The organism is Halobacillus sp. ABR2_026 (assembly GCF_056158545.1).
This window is the reverse complement of sequence record NZ_JBSWTM010000001.1, coordinates 543,626-558,848: the sequence shown is the minus strand read 5'-3', so window position 1 is coordinate 558,848 and position 15,223 is coordinate 543,626. Positions and strand designations below refer to the sequence as shown.

The following is a 15,223-nucleotide window of genomic DNA, read 5'->3' as shown; positions in this document are numbered from 1 at the left end:
CCTTCTTTATTTCGCATCCGATTCGTAGTGTACCCAGTGTTCAGAACTTTTGAAAATCAGAGCTGTGAATATAGCGATAATAACCAGCATCACCCAAGCCATTGCTGAGGCATATCCCATATCAAAGTATTCAAATGCCCTCTGGTACATATAAAGGACATACAGTAATGTACTGTTCACTGGTCCACCATTTGTTACGACAAAGCTCGGAGTAAAAGCCATGAAGCCTTGTATGACCTGCATAATTGTGTTAAATAAGATAACCGGAGTTAACAAAGGAATTGTAATGATAAAAAACTGACGAATCGGACCTGCACCATCGACACTGGAGGCTTCATAGAACGTTTTTGGAATATTCCTAAGTCCTGCAAGGAAAATCAGCATCGACGAGCCAAACTGCCAACCATACAACACTATAAGCGTCCAAATCGCTGTATCGGGATCACCTAACCAGGAATGTGTAGGGAGACCAACCGATGATAGGATAGAGTTGAATGCCCCATCGTTTCCAAACAATTGACGCCACATGATGGACACCGCTATACTTCCTCCCACTACCGACGGCAGATAGAGGAGGGTCCGATATAACCCCACCATTTCAACTACTTTATTTAAAGCCAATGCCACAAGGAGGGCGAAGATTAATCGGATAGGAACCGCAACACCCGCATAGAAAAAAGTAACTTTCATAGACTTCCAGAACGTAGGATCTTCTGTGAACATCCTCCGGTAGTTGTCGAGACCAATCCAATTCGGCGTTCCCATCAGATCAAAATCTGTAAATGATAGATACAAAGAGTATAAAATCGGGAACAGAGTCAATGAAAATAGACCGATCAAAAACGGGGATATAAAGGCATAGCCCGTCACATTTTGATTTCCTGTATTAAGCTTTTTATTTGGTGGTACGGCCTTCATTTTTTTCCTTTTTGGCTTTTTCGCAGGATGTTGAGGCTCTACCGTTTCATGAATTTCTTCTTTTTTCTTAGGAATCAATTGAACTCACCTCTTTCAATTTCATAGATTACGCTACCTCAAATTCATTCACATATAGCCTCTTAAAAGGAAGAAGATGACCTAATGAGAAAAGGTTCAAGGCCACCTTCCATGTTTAATTTACCTGTTCATAATCCTTTCTACAGTAGATCTGAATTGTTCTGCACCTTCTTCAGGAGAAAGCTCCCCATACATGACAAGCTCATCAATTTTGGTCAACTCCGCTAAAATTTCGGAAGACTCCGGAGGGAAATTCGAATCGATTGGAGAACTGTTTTCAGTTACCATTTCAATGTAATCAAACACTTTCTGATCTGTCTCACTCAAGTCAGCAGAAAGTTCATTACGAATTTCTTCCTTAATCGGTACACCACGGTCAGACCCACCAATTTCGTAAACTTTAATATTGTTTACAAAGAAATTAATAAACCGAGCCGCTTCTTCTTTATGCTCAGAGTTCTCACTGATCGCCCAAAGCATCGCAGGTTTCAAATACATCCCCTGACTGTTATTCTCACCCGGAAGAAGGGTCATTCCAATTGGTTTATCACCCGCTGCACTATCTAGAGCTGTTGCCTGATTGGACCACCTAAAGTCAAAAGCTGCTTCTCCACGCACAATCAGTTCATCTTCTACCCCTTTAATTTGTTGAATCGTATCGTAATTAGGAATCGCGCCTTTTTCTTCAAGCTCTAAATTTCTCTTAAAGTAATCAACGAGGAGCTGGTCATCTTCATAACCAAGTGTTGTACCATCTTCATTGAATAACGTTTTTCCTTGTTCCCTCAGATAGTATTCGAATAAATTTTTAGGCTCCATAAGGCGGGCGCCATATTCTCCGGTCGCTTCGCTAATCGAGGTCGCATACTCTTCATAATCTTCCCACGTCCACTGGCCATCTGAAATATCGACACCAGCAGCATCCAACATATCTTTATTATAAAAAGCGGTCAGTGCATTTGTTCCTGTAGGGATTCCAAGCTGCTTTCCATCCTTTTTACCGGATTCCATAATCGTGTCACTGACACCTTCCACATCAATCGAACCGTCTTCTACAAAAGGAGTCAAATCAGCGAGCAGTTCCTTATCCGCATACTGATTCAAATATTCCCCAAAGTTTTGTTGCATGATATCCGGGAGGTTATTTCCCGATGCTTGCGCGGCCATTTTCTCAAAATACCCATCAAAACCTGTGAACTCCGCTTCAATTTTGATATCAGGATTTTCTTCTTCAAACACTTTAATGATCTCCTGTGTTTGGTCATGCCGGCTTTGTGACCCCCACCAGGTCATTCGCAATGTTGTTACATCACTATCCTCACCTTCCCCGGATGCCTCATCCGAGTTTGAACACGCCACTAAAAAACTGCCAAGCATCACAGCCATCAAACTAAAAATCAGAAATTTTTTCATCAACTTAACCCCCCTATTTTTTGAAAGCGCTTTCCTTTTCATATATCCATCATAAGACTGATGGTTTTTATAATAAATAAAATATTCAGATATTTATGTAGAAAAAACAGACTTGTACTAAGAACAAGAATCATCTTGTCACATTCTCTAAAAAACTTCTAGCAGTCTTCATAATAGATTTTCGTGGAACAATGCTAGAAACAAAAAAACTTATAGATCAATATCTATAAGTTTCTCCTATTGCCTTTCTTGGATATAGGATGTAGGCGTCATGCCTGTATACTTCTTGAAAACTTGACCGAAATACCTAGGATTATTTCCAAAACCAACAGCATCAGCCACATCCGAAATTTTCACATACTTTTCCTCCTGAATCAGCTCCACTGCTTTTTCCATTCGTTTATGAACAAGAAAGCTTGAAAATCTCTCTCCTTTTTCTTTCTTAAACAGCTTTCCTAAATAGTCTGAATTCATATAAAGGACTTCTGAAGCGATTGATGATAAAGTGAGGTCTTCTTCAGATAAATGCTTTTCAACATATTCAATGACCCGATTAATGATATTGCTCTGCGTCTGCTTTGTTCTTTCATAGTGGTGATGGGCAATTTCAAAAGCAGCCTTCTCTATATAATCTTTCAACTCATGGAATTTTTCATATTCCTGAAACTTAAGAATTTGCTTAAAATACTCGTTCATCTTTTCTGATTCAGCCTGACGAATAATGGACATGAACAATTCAAGACAATGAGATTTCAATAGACTAACTTCATACTTTTCCTGCCAAACTTCATGGAAAAACTCCTCCAGATTCTGTTGGACAAGTGCTCCATTCCCACTTCTAATCGCAAAGATTAAATTTTCATGGTCGTATTGTAGTTCCTGAATACCTGCGCGATCTTTCTTAATGTCCTGCATTGTAATAATGCTCCCGCCGGAAACATAAAATCGCTGTGTCAAACAATAGAGTGCATCATTATATAACTGTCTCAACTGGCTGATGTTCCCCAAATCGCTAATAGCCACTGTATAATCTTTAGGATAAAAGTCGACAAAAGACTGCCTTGCTTCTTTTACCTTCTCTATTACGAGGCCTCGTGAGTTCTCTTCAATAAGAATAACAACCCTATCCCCGATTGTAGTCTCAAGCGGTATATAGCCGGTCCCGATTTCTTCCACTAAAACTCTCTTCAATGCAAGGACATGTTCGTATTCATAGGGAGGGTCCATTTCTACCACTAGCAGAAAAAAACCTTGTTTATCCGTATCAAGTTCAAACAAACGACTGTAGTATTCCCAATCCTGTATGCCGTACTTTTTATTTGTAATGAATTCTTTTAAGAACTGTTCTTTAGCTTTCGGCATGACCTTCTTCAGATGGTTCTCCATCCTCTCAAGAAAAGCCTCTTTTTCTCCTTTCTCAGCAAGATCTGCAACCACTTCCTTCAAAGCCTTCTCAATTTTCTGCTCATTGCTCGGTTTTAATAGATAGTGCTTAACGTTGCATTCCATTGCTGTTTTTGCAAATTCAAATTCATCATGTCCTGATAACACAATAAAACGAATATCCGGATAGATATTATGAACTTTCCTAATCAATTCTACTCCGTTCAAACCGGGCATTTTAATATCGGTAACAACGATATCCGGCTTATCTTGTAAAATGATATCCAAAGCCATCTGCCCATGGTGCGCTTTTGAGGAGAGCTTCGTTCCGCATCCATCCCAATCAACAATCATAGCAATTCCCTCAAGAATGTTTATTTCATCATCAACCAATAAAACTTTATACACGATTCCTCACCCCTTTCCATGAGGTATTCGAATTTTGACTGTTGTACCTACTTCCACTTCACTATCAATCGTAACCCCATACTTCTCACCAAACATCATTTTGATTCGTTCATTGATGTTATTCAAACCAATGCCAGAACCTTTCGATCGAACATTTCCATGATAGATCCCATCCAAAAGTTCTTTTTCTATACCGGGGCCATTGTCCTGAACTTGGATTTCCAAATCACCTTCTCGTTCAGATATATCTACATTGATGCGACATTCATCGATCATCTCTTCCAAACCATGCTGAATGGCATTTTCAACAATAGGCTGGATGGACAATTTCGGGATTTTTGCCATTTCAAGTTCATCAGATAGGGCAAGTGTGAAATTCAACCTGTAATCATACCTGTATTTTTGTATCGTAATGTAATTACGGACAATATCTAACTCTTCTTTAACTGTGATCATCGGATCCTTTTTACTGATAATATTCCGCATCATATTCCCAAGGGCATCCGCCATGACCGATATTTTTTCCTGCTTGTGCATTTTTGCAAGCCAGTTGATGGAATCAAGTGTGTTATATAAAAAATGAGGATTGATTTGTGCTTGCAGTGCTTTATATTCTGTTTCTTGAATCATTAGTTGTTTTGTATAGTTTTCTTTGATGAGCTCATTGATGCGATTCAACATCAGCTGAAAATTATCATGAAGCTGACCGATTTCATCGTTGTGATATTTACGTGGAAGCGATTCACTAAAGTCCCCTTCCTGGACCCGCTTCATCTGAGAAGTCAAAGCTTCCAACGGTTTTGATATATTCTGAGCGGCACGTCTGCTTAGTAACACAGTCAGTGTAAGCATCAAAATAAAACAGATGATCATGATTATTTTTATAGCCGTCGTCTGTTTTTTGACGTCATCATAGGGGAGCAGATGGTGATACGTCAGTTGAGAAAATCCTGAATGAGCATAAGTAAGAAGATATTCCTTCCCGTCAACTGGGGTCGTTATGTAACCGCTACCATCTTGATCAATAGCCAAGTCTTCCATTTCCCAAGTGCTATCACCTTTTTGATAGAAAATTTCATGATGGTTGGTTATGACCATATCTTTATTTTCCGGTGAGAAATTAAGGGTTTCTTCGACGAATATTTCCATATCAATTGTAATAATCAACGTACCAATATTGTTAAGACTTAGATTCTCCTTACTCCTTATCGTCCTTGCAGCCGAAATTCCATTCTTCCCATCGACTTTGGTCCACACATTCGATCCATTCGATTCGGACAACACCCTTCTGACCTTCCCTGCATTATTTTCAAGTGATGTATCAAATCCCGTTGTATGCTTTTCACCATGAAGGTCGATAATTTGCATAGATGCTATATACTTTCTCGTCGATGCATAGTGAAGTAGTCGTTCCAACAGCCTGGTTTTGGTGTCATATGATTCAAAGCTAAAACGGTTTTCATTGATTTTTTGTAGGTAGTTTTGAACAAATGTATCCGTACTCACCTGGAAAGAAAGCTCTTCAATCAAATTCAATTCCTTATCCACAATGGAAGAGGACAACTGAAGCATATCCGCAGATTCCTCGTATATTCTTTTTTCATATAAAGAAGTAAAATATTGAAAAGTAACGATGCCTAAAAGGCCGAATATCGTCAATAGTAAAAGAGAGACGGAAAATATTTTGTTTTTTATACCGAAATTTCTATAGAATGGTCTCATATCCGTCCCCTTTCATTTTTTTACTCGAATTATATCATAATTCAGAAAAATTTAAATATTAATCTCTACCATTCAATTTTACTCATTTGTTTGCCACACTTCCTCACGCTCCCTTCCAATCATTTTCATAACCATTGTAATAACAATAATTAAAGCGACCAGTTCTCCCAACGAGGCAGCTATGGAACCAATCACCCCATTCCATGATGGGAAGAACGTTACAAGAAGAGAAACGGTAACCACTACTGTTAAGAAACTCACCATTTGAGCGATAGCCATTCTTTTTGTTCGTTTGTATAGCATCAAATAACCATTCAAAAAATCAACCCAGGGAAATACTAATGTTTTGACAATAAAAAATTTCAACACGAGGATTGTAGTTAAAGCTAACTCTTCATTAGCACCCATCACTTCTTTCATAAACCATCCACCTATAGGAGTAAAACATAAAAAAACTAAAGCAAGGGTTGGAAGAGATGCTGATAAAAATAATGAACCGTACTACTTTTTGTTTATTTACTTCATACAACTGCAAGACAAGCTGATGAGTGTACATAAAGAAACTCAACAACATCTGAGTAATACTGAAAGCCAGAGCAAAGGATGCGATTCCCAATTCTATGTTATTTGTCTGGGCTAAAAAAACATAGATGACGGGCACTAAAATTGTTTGAATAACAAAATATAAGACTAGCGGAAGGTAAAACTTCGCAATTTCATAATTCCGCAAATTTGTTTCTTTCTTCCTGTAGGAGTATTTCAAAATTCCATGTCCTTTCCACACACTGATCGCACATTCAATGAACATACCGACAAGAAATAAAATAGCTCCGCTTAAACTTGTAATATAGTCAAAATATACGAACGCATATGAAACAAGAAACATGACGACCAAACGGATAACAACCATGATTGTCAGCCATTTCGTCTCTAGATGATTAATGATTACTCCCTGGTAAAGGCCGCGGATCCCTGAAAAAATAATCACAAACAAAATAATTCCAAACGTATTAGAAATTGTATCAACCATATCCGAGTCCGCATTGAAAAGGTTCATATATACCCAATCTCCAAAAGGGGTAAAAGCTAACGACAGGCTGATAACGATAACCAGGAGCATTGGGAACACCATAAACAAAGAAAGTACTTTAAACGAATGGACATCCTTCACCAAAGCTGAACACGTCTGTCTGAAAACAATGATGGGGCGCTCAATAATACCGAATAATGCGAAGGCAACCGCATAACAAGCGATAATGAAAGCTGCATTTTCCCCTCGGCTGAGCGTCCCGTTAATAATCACGTGTGTAATAGATGTTAAACTTGCTGAAAGACCTAAAGGAATAAAAAATACACTGACTCGCTTATATGATAAATGCCGTTCATTTGCCTTCAATACCATTCCTTCTTTCCTATTTATCATAATAAAGAAGAAGAGGGTATCCCTCTTCTTCTTTTCTATACATATCCCTTAGATAATTAAGCCCTTACAGCTTTCCTCATCAAAGGGAGGTCATGATGGCTCTCATACGGGCTTTTTCTCTTACTTTCTCAATGTAGTTCTTCGACTCTGTCATTTGATGTTCTTTAGCTTTCTCCATAATGATTTGCACTTGGGGTTTATATTGTTCCAGCAACGTCATGTACAGCTCGTAATTCAAATGGCCTTTTCCAGGAACAACGGTTTCCATTTCTCCATTCTCATTGATGATCCTGTCTTTTGCATGTGCAGCAATAATCCGGGAACCAAGCAGACGAAAAGCTTCCTGTATGACTTCATCCTGCTCACCAAAGTTCCCCTCATGAACAAGGTTACCTGGATCCAATACAACACCAATATGGGATGACGGGATTTCATCCAACATACGTTTCAACGATTCGGATGTGCCGATCAAATGGTCATTCGCCGGTTCAATCCCAATGTAGACCCCCCATCTTTCTGCCTCTTTCACAAGCTCTTCAAGTTCTGTTTTCAAAATCAACCATTCATCACCTGTCAGCTCCTGCGTGTGTACCTTGCCAACTTCAGCGGCAACCATCGAAGCTCCAAAAAAACGAGCATGACGAATCAATTCCTTAAATCGTTCGGTGTTTTCACGCCTTATATCCGCATCTTCATGAAAAAAATGCAAGTAGCAGGCAAGAACAGAAATGGATACCCCATGTTTGTCAAATTCTTTACAGATATCCTTTGCCAACCCGGGACTTAGCAGCCCGGGTTTACTGAAATCATAGTTATCCAATGCTTTCCACAATGCGAGCTGGACATGGGTAAACCCCTTCTCCCCTACTTTTGCGGCCAGTTCCTGATAAGACATCTTTCCAAATAAATGAGCCAGCACACCAACACTCATTTTCATATCCTCCTATCGTGTAACCACTTTTTCAGGATACATATATTGACAAACTTCCTCTTTCGTAGGCGCACCTTCCCAATCACCAGTAAATTGCGTTGCCAACGCCCCTGTAATATTAGCTTGTTTCAATGCTTTCGGTAAGGCTTTACCTATCGCTTCTTCATTTAGGATTGAATCCTCCTTCAGCAAGATATCAAGTAAACCTGATGCAAATGCGTCTCCTGCTCCTACCGTGTCCACGACCTGTTTAACTTTGTGACCAGGTGCTTCAAAGACATTTCCTTCGCTGAAGCCTACGGATCCTTCTTCCCCTAACTTCATAGCTACAATAGACGGACCCATGTTCAGGAATGCTTCTCCATAAGCGTAAGTAGACTTCTTCCCTATAAGAAATTCCGCCTCTTCAACCCCAGGTAGAAAGACATCACAATGAGGAATCAAATCAAGCAGAACTTCCCTCGCCGTGCCACCATCCCAAAGCTTCCTTCTTAAATTAGGATCGAATGAGATGGTGAGTCCATGTTCTCGCGCTAGAATCATAGATTCTTTTGTGAATGCAGCAGATTCCGCCCCCAGGGCAGGAGTAATTCCTGTGACATGCAGGTGACGTACCTCTTTGAACCATTCTGACCGAAGGTGTTCAGGGGCAAAACGACTCGCCGCTGATTGTTTACGATAATAATAGACACTTGGGTCCCCGGGGACTTTCGCCTCTTTGAAATAAAGAGCCGTCGGATGATCAGGGTCTTTGATGACGTGTGTCACATCTACTCCTTCTCCAGCCAGCGTGGAAAGAATCAATTCACCGAAAGGATCAGCCCCGACACGGCTGATCCACCTCACTTTCCTACCAAGCCTCGTCAGGCCAAAAGCTACATTAGATTCAGCTCCACCTACGGACTTTGTTAGAAGAGGCGTATATTTAATTCCTCCTCCCGTATACGGTTGGAATAGAACCATACTTTCACCGATTGTAACAACATCAGCCATGAACAACCCTCCTTTCTATTTTGGAGACGTAAGCTTTGGCCTTCTTCGTAATCTCTTCGTACTGCTCATCAAAGATCAACTGATGATCGACAAGATTTCCTCCAATCCCTACGGCCTTGACCCCGCACCGAAGAACTTCTTCAATATTTTCAAGGGTAACGCCCCCTGTCGCAATCATCGGGATATGCCCGAGCGGCCCACGGAGATCTTTGATGTATGATAGCCCCAATGCCCCCGCTGGAAAAACTTTCACTGCAGGTGCTCCAAGGTTTGTCGCTCTGACCATTTCTGAAGGTGTCATTGTCCCTGGCAGTACGGGTACATCTTGGGATAAGCAGTAGGTTACGATTTCTTCATCGAAATGAGGAGATACAATGTATTCAGCACCCGCTTCAAGAGCTGCTTCGGCATCCGCTACATGGAGTACAGTACCAGCACCGATTCTCAAATTTTCACCATATGCCGCTTTGACATTCTGGATCATCTCCAAAGCCCCCACCGTATCAAGTGTGACTTCCAGGAAACGTATGCCCCCTTCATACAAAGCTTCCGTCACCTTCTCACCTGTCCCTTCAGGAATCCCACGGAGAATGGCAATGATTTTATTTGTCTCTAATTGTTCTAACAGGTTTGAACTCATTTTTTCTCCTCCTCATCTAGAGCGTAACGCCAGATTTAAAAATCGCTATTTCTCTAAAGTCATTTTTTTCGTTGTTCACGAGTTCCCCGCTGGCAACATTAATGATATAGTCACGGAAGTTTTCCAGTACTTGTTCTGAACGCGCCCCTTCCAGTAAACTGCCGGCATTGAAATCGATCCAATGCTTTTTCTTCTCATAAAGCGGGGTATTCGTAGAGATTTTCATGGTTGGTACAAACGATCCAAATGGCGTACCTCTGCCGGTCGTAAACAAGACGACCTGACACCCAGCTGCTGCAAGAGCCGTTGAAGCGACTAAATCATTACCTGGGGAGGACAATAGGTTAAGTCCCTTTGTTTTCAACGTCTCTCCATACTTCAACACATCCATGACAACTGAAGTCCCGGCTTTTTGTGTGCATCCGAGTGATTTATCTTCAAGTGTCGTAATCCCCCCGTCTTTGTTTCCCGGAGAAGGATTTTCATAGATAGGCTGGTCATGCTTCATAAAATACTGCTTGAAATCATTGATTAAATCTACGGTTTTATGAAACACCTGTTCATTGACCGCGCGTTCCATGAGGAGCTTTTCAGCTCCGAACATCTCAGGGACTTCCGTTAAGACCGTCGTTCCGCCTTGAGCAGAGATATAATCCGATATTTGTCCGAGAAGAGGATTGGCTGTAATGCCTGAAAATCCATCAGACCCTCCACACTTCAAACCAATTTTAAGTTCGGACAGTGGAGCTTCTTCACGTGCATCGTTTTTCGCCGCCTGGTAGATTTTGTGCAGACAATTGACTCCTTCCTCAATTTCATCGGACACATCTTGTGATGTGAGGAATTTGATTCTCCCCTCATCGTAGTCTCCAAGTGACTCTTTTAATTCATCGACATTATTATTCTCACAGCCCAGCCCAAGAACAAGCACTCCACCCGCATTAGGATGCTTGACTGCATTGCCTAGAATCGTCCGGGTATTGATGTGGTCATCCCCCAGTTGAGAGCATCCATAGTTGTGAGTAAGGACTTGAATATTGTCAAAGGGCGCGATATCCCCTACTTCGGATTCAAATATTTTAATAATCCGTTCAGCAATGCCATTCACACACCCGACCGTCGGAACAATCCACAGTTCATTCCGTATTCCTACGCGTCCATCCGAACGCTTAAACCCCTTGAATGTCAGATTTTCTTTAGAGTATGGATTTTCAGTGAACTTAGGCTCATAGTGATATTCCTGCACACCATCCAGGTTGGTCTTCGTGTTCTCCGTATGAACCCAGTCTCCTTCTTTCACTGCTACTTTTAAATGTCCGATGGGAAACCCATACTTAATAATATCGACACCTTCGTTCATCGGAGATAAAGCGATCTTATGCCCGCTTGGGATATCAGAACGTAACGTGATTCTCTCCCCTGCTACTTCCACTTCCGTCCCAGTCCTTAAATCTTTAAGTGCTACCGCTACATTATCATGTTCATGAATCTTAAGGATTCTCTCTAAAGTTGATTCTTTCACCCCTTACACCTCCAAACTTTTCGCGGGGGTTTCAACGCCGATGTATACCGCTGCATTCCTGTAAGAAATATCCTTAATGATGGGTTCGAGCAACTCGTCATCATTTGGGACTTCTCCATTCTCCACCCATTCAGCAAGCAAATCACACAAAACACGTCGGAAATATTCATGACGAGTATAGGAGAGAAAGCTTCTTGAGTCCGTCAGCATGCCAATAAATTGACTGAGCACCCCCATGTCTGCAAGCGTTTTCATTTGTGAGCGCATGCCTTCTTTTGTATCGTTGAACCACCATGCTGTACCAAACTGTATTTTCCCCGGGACGCCTCCTTCTTGGAAACTTCCTGCAATCGTAGCCAGCACCGGGTTGTCTTTCGGATTCAATGAATATAATACGGTCTTCGGTAAGGCCGACTCCCGATCAAGAGAATCGAGCAATTGACAAAGAGGCTTCGCAATTTCTCCATCATTCATACTGTCAAAACCGGTATCAGGACCTAAACGATCGAACATTCTCGTATTATTGTTCCGTTGTGCACTGATGTGATACTGCATGATCCACCCATGCTCACTATACAGCCTGCCTAAGTAAATGAGGGTAAAGGATTTATATTTCGCTTCCTCTACAGGAGTGACTTTCTCCCCGTTTTTCGCTTTTTCAAAAACCTTTTCAACCTCTGCCATCGTGGTCTCTTCATAGACGACTTCATCAAGAGCATGATCGGAGACTCTCCCTCCAACTTCATGGAAATAGCGAACCCGTGATTCAAGGGCCGATAGAAAATCTCCATACGTCTGAATGGACATTTGGGAGGATTTCTCTAATTGATTCAGCCACTCTTGGTATCCGCTATGGTTCAACTCCAATCCCTTGTCCGGGCGAAAACTTGGCAGCACCTGTGTATCAAAATCTGTTTCCTGCAGTTTTTTATGGTAAGCCAAATCATCTACCGGGTCGTCCGTCGTACATATAACTGCGACATTTGAAGACCGGATCAAATCCTGTACGCCGTAATCCTTCTGATTTAACTGTTCATTGACACGTTCCCAAATTTCCGGGGCAGAGTCTTCATTCAATGCATTGTATACGTTAAAGTATCGTTGTAATTCTAAGTGTGTCCACGTATAGACCGGATTTCCAATGGATTTCGGGACGGTTTTCGCCCAAGCCAGAAACTTCTCATAAGGAGCAGATTCTCCTGTAATTAGTTGCTCATCAATTCCATTGGTCCTCATCAACCGCCATTTGTAATGGTCCCCGTCAAGCCAAACATCCGTTATCGTCTTATAGGTTTTGTTTTCATAGATCTCTTTCGGACTAAGGTGGCAGTGATAATCGATGATCGGCATGTCTTTGGCATAATTGTTATACAAACGCACGGCCGTGTCACTGTTCAGTAAAAATGTATCATCCATAAAGTTTTTCAAGATTATCCATCCTTTCCACTATTGGAGTTTTGTAATGATTCCTTCAAGCATTCCATCAGCTGTCTTCCTGGTCCCCACCTGTTTCATTCGTTTGAAAAATTTAAAAATCACCTCTGTTTGAGGAGAGAGATCCCTGCCCCAAAGCTTCTGATTTCTCAAAAGCGCTTCTACTTCTGTCTTTCCTTGTTCTCCCATTTTCCAGAAATCAATGAAGGTCTCCAAAACCGTTGCATCATCACGGACTTTGTACGCTTCCCCGTTGTGCCTTCCCATGAAATGTCCATCATGTATGGAATGAGGTTTGTAATAATGGATAAGAGAAGCTATGGATAAGGCAATGGAATCCGGCAACTTCTCCTTCTCACAAAACAATGGAAACACCCGACTTTTCAACTTTTGCACGGCGTTTTGACCTAAATCTGAAAGCCTATGTTTCACAAATGGATTTTGAAAACGTTCGATAACTGAATCTGCAAACTGCCTCTTTTCTTTATCATCGAAAGACAGACGAGGGAGAAAAATGTGATCTACCAGGTGACGCACATAGGAAAATCCCATCTCATCTTCCATAACTTCTCTCACCGTGCGAAGACCCGCCATGAATCCTAAAGAGAACAAGAGTGTATGAGGCGCATTCAACAGCCCCACCTTCAAGTCCCGGTATGACTGAACCTCTGCCCATTTCACGTGAAGACCGGCTCTTTGGAACGGAAGTTTATGCTCTAATGGAGAAGGTGATTCAATGACAAAAAGATGAAACGGTTCTCCTACGGCCATCAAAGAATCATCATAACCGAGTTTTGCATGCCACTCCTCAACATTCTCATTAGGAAATCCAGGTACAATTCTGTCTACAAGGGTGTTGCAAAAGACATTGCAATCCTCTACCCAATCTAAGAAAGACTGGGGCAGCCTCCATTCTTCAGCTAACCGAAGAACGATAGATTTCAGTCGTTCACCATTCCTCTCCACAAGTTCACAGGGGACAATCGTAAAACCTGATTGGGCATTTCCATTTGAATGAACAAAGCGACGGTACATGAGAGCTGCTAATTTGGCTGGAAATGAAAGGGGGGATTCCACTTCTGGATACGGCTCCTCTACATAAACCAGACCGGCTTCAGTCGTATTTGAGAAAATAAATTCTATAGAATCTTGTTCTGCAAGCTTAAGAAGCCCGGTCCAGTCTTCATAAGGATTGATGCTTTCCGCGATGGTAGAATTCACTTCCACATGCTCGACTTCCCGCCCCTTTTCCACTCCTTGTAAAATCGTTGTGTACAAATGATCCTGCTTTTTAAGTTTTGGAACGACTTTTCCATGGGGGGTCGGCTGGACAGCAATGGTCCTCCCATTGAATAATTGCTTTCTGTTCATCCTCTCGAGCATCCAATTTAAATAAGCACGAAGAAAGTTGCCTTCGCCGAATTGAATGGCCCGCACAGGCAGGTCTTTATAGATCATAGATTTATTCGCTTCATCAATGGAAGATAAATGGGCTGCTGATACACGATTCAATGATTCCATGAACCGGATCACTCTCCTTCTAATTAAATAACAACGTTGTTATTTCAGGTGAAAAAAATATGATGAACCCATATATCAATCTAATTAACAACGTTGTTACTATTTAGTTTATGGGTGCTTGTGTCACTTGTCAACGGGAAGTTTGTTTTTTTCTGAATATTTAATCTTATTTATACCCGGAGGAAGACCTATAAATGCCTCCTCCGGTTTCGATCATTTTAAATCTTGAAAAACTTCTTTCACTCTCGGAACGACCGAATGACTCCCTTCTTCTGCATCCTCAACCATCATAGACACCATCAGGTCACGGCTCTCTGTATCCCAGGCGATAAACCAACCGTTCACTTGCCCGTCCTCTTCCTGTGATTGCTTCAATTCTGCGCTCCCTGTTTTACCAGCAAGATTCTGTCCATCAAAAACCGGCTCATGAGCGGTTCCCGTTGGGTCACGGACGACCGCTCTCAAATCTTCCTCGATGATGGAAGCTGTATTTTCACTGATGATTCCTTCCTGCCAGATTTGTTCAGATTCTTCAGAAGTCATCAACCGGGGTTCCATCAAGTTCCCCCCTGTCACGAAAGGTGTATAGGTGAGCGTCAAGTGAAGGCTGCTCATTTGAACTTCTCCCTGACCAAACCCGGTATCTCCAAGTAGTGCCTCCCTTGTAAACGATTCTTCGTTCAATAGTTGAGAAGGCTCAATCGGATAGGTCATTGGAAGATCCTCACCAAAACCAAACTCCCGGGACGCTTCTAGGAAAGAGTCTCCTCCGATCTCAAGCGCTTTACGGGCAAAATAAATATTGTCTGAACGTACGAGTGCGTCCTTCAGGTTCAC

The 15,223-nt window shown here is 41.6% G+C and carries 13 protein-coding genes; all 13 read right to left on the bottom strand.

Annotated features, from left to right (window positions below; translation table 11 throughout):
• Window positions 1–6: 6 nt before the first annotated feature.
• The gene (locus tag ACXADE_RS02950; RefSeq protein ID WP_474982184.1) at window positions 7–918 is read right to left on the bottom strand and encodes a carbohydrate ABC transporter permease; all 912 of its coding nucleotides are present in this window, start codon (window positions 916–918) and stop codon (window positions 7–9) included.
• Window positions 919–1,116: 198 nt separating this feature from the next.
• A complete protein-coding gene (locus ACXADE_RS02945) occupies window positions 1,117–2,409 on the bottom strand; it encodes an ABC transporter substrate-binding protein (protein WP_474979024.1) in 1,293 nt (430 codons plus the stop codon).
• A 237-nt stretch (window positions 2,410–2,646) separates the two neighbouring features.
• Window positions 2,647–4,200, bottom strand: a complete 1,554-nt coding sequence (locus ACXADE_RS02940) for a response regulator transcription factor (RefSeq protein ID WP_474979023.1) — start codon at window positions 4,198–4,200, stop codon at window positions 2,647–2,649.
• Window positions 4,201–4,206: 6 nt separating this feature from the next.
• The gene (locus tag ACXADE_RS02935) at window positions 4,207–5,922 is read right to left on the bottom strand and encodes a cache domain-containing sensor histidine kinase (RefSeq protein WP_474979022.1); all 1,716 of its coding nucleotides are present in this window, start codon (window positions 5,920–5,922) and stop codon (window positions 4,207–4,209) included.
• A gap of 78 nt (window positions 5,923–6,000) precedes the next feature.
• Window positions 6,001–6,342 (bottom strand): hypothetical protein, encoded by a 342-nt coding sequence (locus ACXADE_RS02930; protein WP_474979021.1) that lies wholly within the window; start codon window positions 6,340–6,342, stop codon window positions 6,001–6,003.
• Window positions 6,320–7,324, bottom strand: coding sequence for a hypothetical protein (locus tag ACXADE_RS02925; protein ID WP_474979020.1), 1,005 nt, complete (start codon window positions 7,322–7,324; stop codon window positions 6,320–6,322). Before ACXADE_RS02925 ends, ACXADE_RS02930 begins: the two co-directional genes overlap by 23 nt.
• Window positions 7,325–7,424: 100 nt before the next feature.
• Window positions 7,425–8,276: a sugar phosphate isomerase/epimerase family protein gene (locus ACXADE_RS02920; protein ID WP_474979019.1), complete on the bottom strand. Its 852-nt coding sequence runs from the start codon at window positions 8,274–8,276 to the stop codon at window positions 7,425–7,427.
• Between the two features lie 12 nt (window positions 8,277–8,288).
• On the bottom strand, window positions 8,289–9,269 hold the full coding sequence (locus ACXADE_RS02915; protein WP_474979018.1) for a sugar kinase: 981 nt from the start codon (window positions 9,267–9,269) through the stop codon (window positions 8,289–8,291).
• Window positions 9,262–9,909, bottom strand: a complete 648-nt coding sequence (locus tag ACXADE_RS02910; RefSeq protein WP_474979017.1) for a bifunctional 4-hydroxy-2-oxoglutarate aldolase/2-dehydro-3-deoxy-phosphogluconate aldolase — start codon at window positions 9,907–9,909, stop codon at window positions 9,262–9,264. The genes ACXADE_RS02915 and ACXADE_RS02910 overlap by 8 nt, the downstream gene beginning before the upstream one ends.
• Before the next feature lie 16 nt (window positions 9,910–9,925).
• Complete coding sequence (locus ACXADE_RS02905) at window positions 9,926–11,431, bottom strand: UxaA family hydrolase (protein ID WP_474979016.1); 1,506 nt, start codon at window positions 11,429–11,431, stop codon at window positions 9,926–9,928.
• A 3-nt stretch (window positions 11,432–11,434) separates the two neighbouring features.
• Window positions 11,435–12,859 carry a glucuronate isomerase gene (uxaC, locus tag ACXADE_RS02900; protein ID WP_474979015.1) on the bottom strand — a complete coding sequence of 475 codons (1,425 nt, stop codon included), beginning with the start codon at window positions 12,857–12,859 and terminating at the stop codon, window positions 11,435–11,437.
• An 18-nt stretch (window positions 12,860–12,877) separates the two neighbouring features.
• Window positions 12,878–14,386: a tagaturonate reductase gene (locus ACXADE_RS02895; RefSeq protein ID WP_474979014.1), complete on the bottom strand. Its 1,509-nt coding sequence runs from the start codon at window positions 14,384–14,386 to the stop codon at window positions 12,878–12,880.
• 213 nt (window positions 14,387–14,599) lie between these two features.
• Entirely contained in the window at window positions 14,600–15,223 is a 624-nt protein-coding gene (locus tag ACXADE_RS02890) for a penicillin-binding transpeptidase domain-containing protein (protein WP_474979013.1), read from the bottom strand.

Bases quoted from the DNA above. Each gene is read 5' to 3' on its own strand.
- ACXADE_RS02910 (WP_474979017.1), bottom strand. From the start codon at position 9,909: ATGAGTTCAAACCTGTTAGAACAATTAGAGACAAATAAAATCATTGCC.
- ACXADE_RS02925 (WP_474979020.1), bottom strand. From the start codon at position 7,324: ATGGTATTGAAGGCAAATGAACGGCATTTATCATATAAGCGAGTCAGT.
- ACXADE_RS02935 (WP_474979022.1), bottom strand. From the start codon at position 5,922: ATGAGACCATTCTATAGAAATTTCGGTATAAAAAACAAAATATTTTCC.
- ACXADE_RS02895 (WP_474979014.1), bottom strand. From the start codon at position 14,386: ATGGAATCATTGAATCGTGTATCAGCAGCCCATTTATCTTCCATTGAT.
- ACXADE_RS02920 (WP_474979019.1), bottom strand. From the start codon at position 8,276: ATGAGTGTTGGTGTGCTGGCTCATTTATTTGGAAAGATGTCTTATCAG.
- ACXADE_RS02945 (WP_474979024.1), bottom strand. From the start codon at position 2,409: ATGAAAAAATTTCTGATTTTTAGTTTGATGGCTGTGATGCTTGGCAGT.
- ACXADE_RS02930 (WP_474979021.1), bottom strand. From the start codon at position 6,342: ATGAAAGAAGTGATGGGTGCTAATGAAGAGTTAGCTTTAACTACAATC.
- ACXADE_RS02950 (WP_474982184.1), bottom strand. From the start codon at position 918: ATGAAGGCCGTACCACCAAATAAAAAGCTTAATACAGGAAATCAAAAT.
- ACXADE_RS02915 (WP_474979018.1), bottom strand. From the start codon at position 9,269: ATGGCTGATGTTGTTACAATCGGTGAAAGTATGGTTCTATTCCAACCG.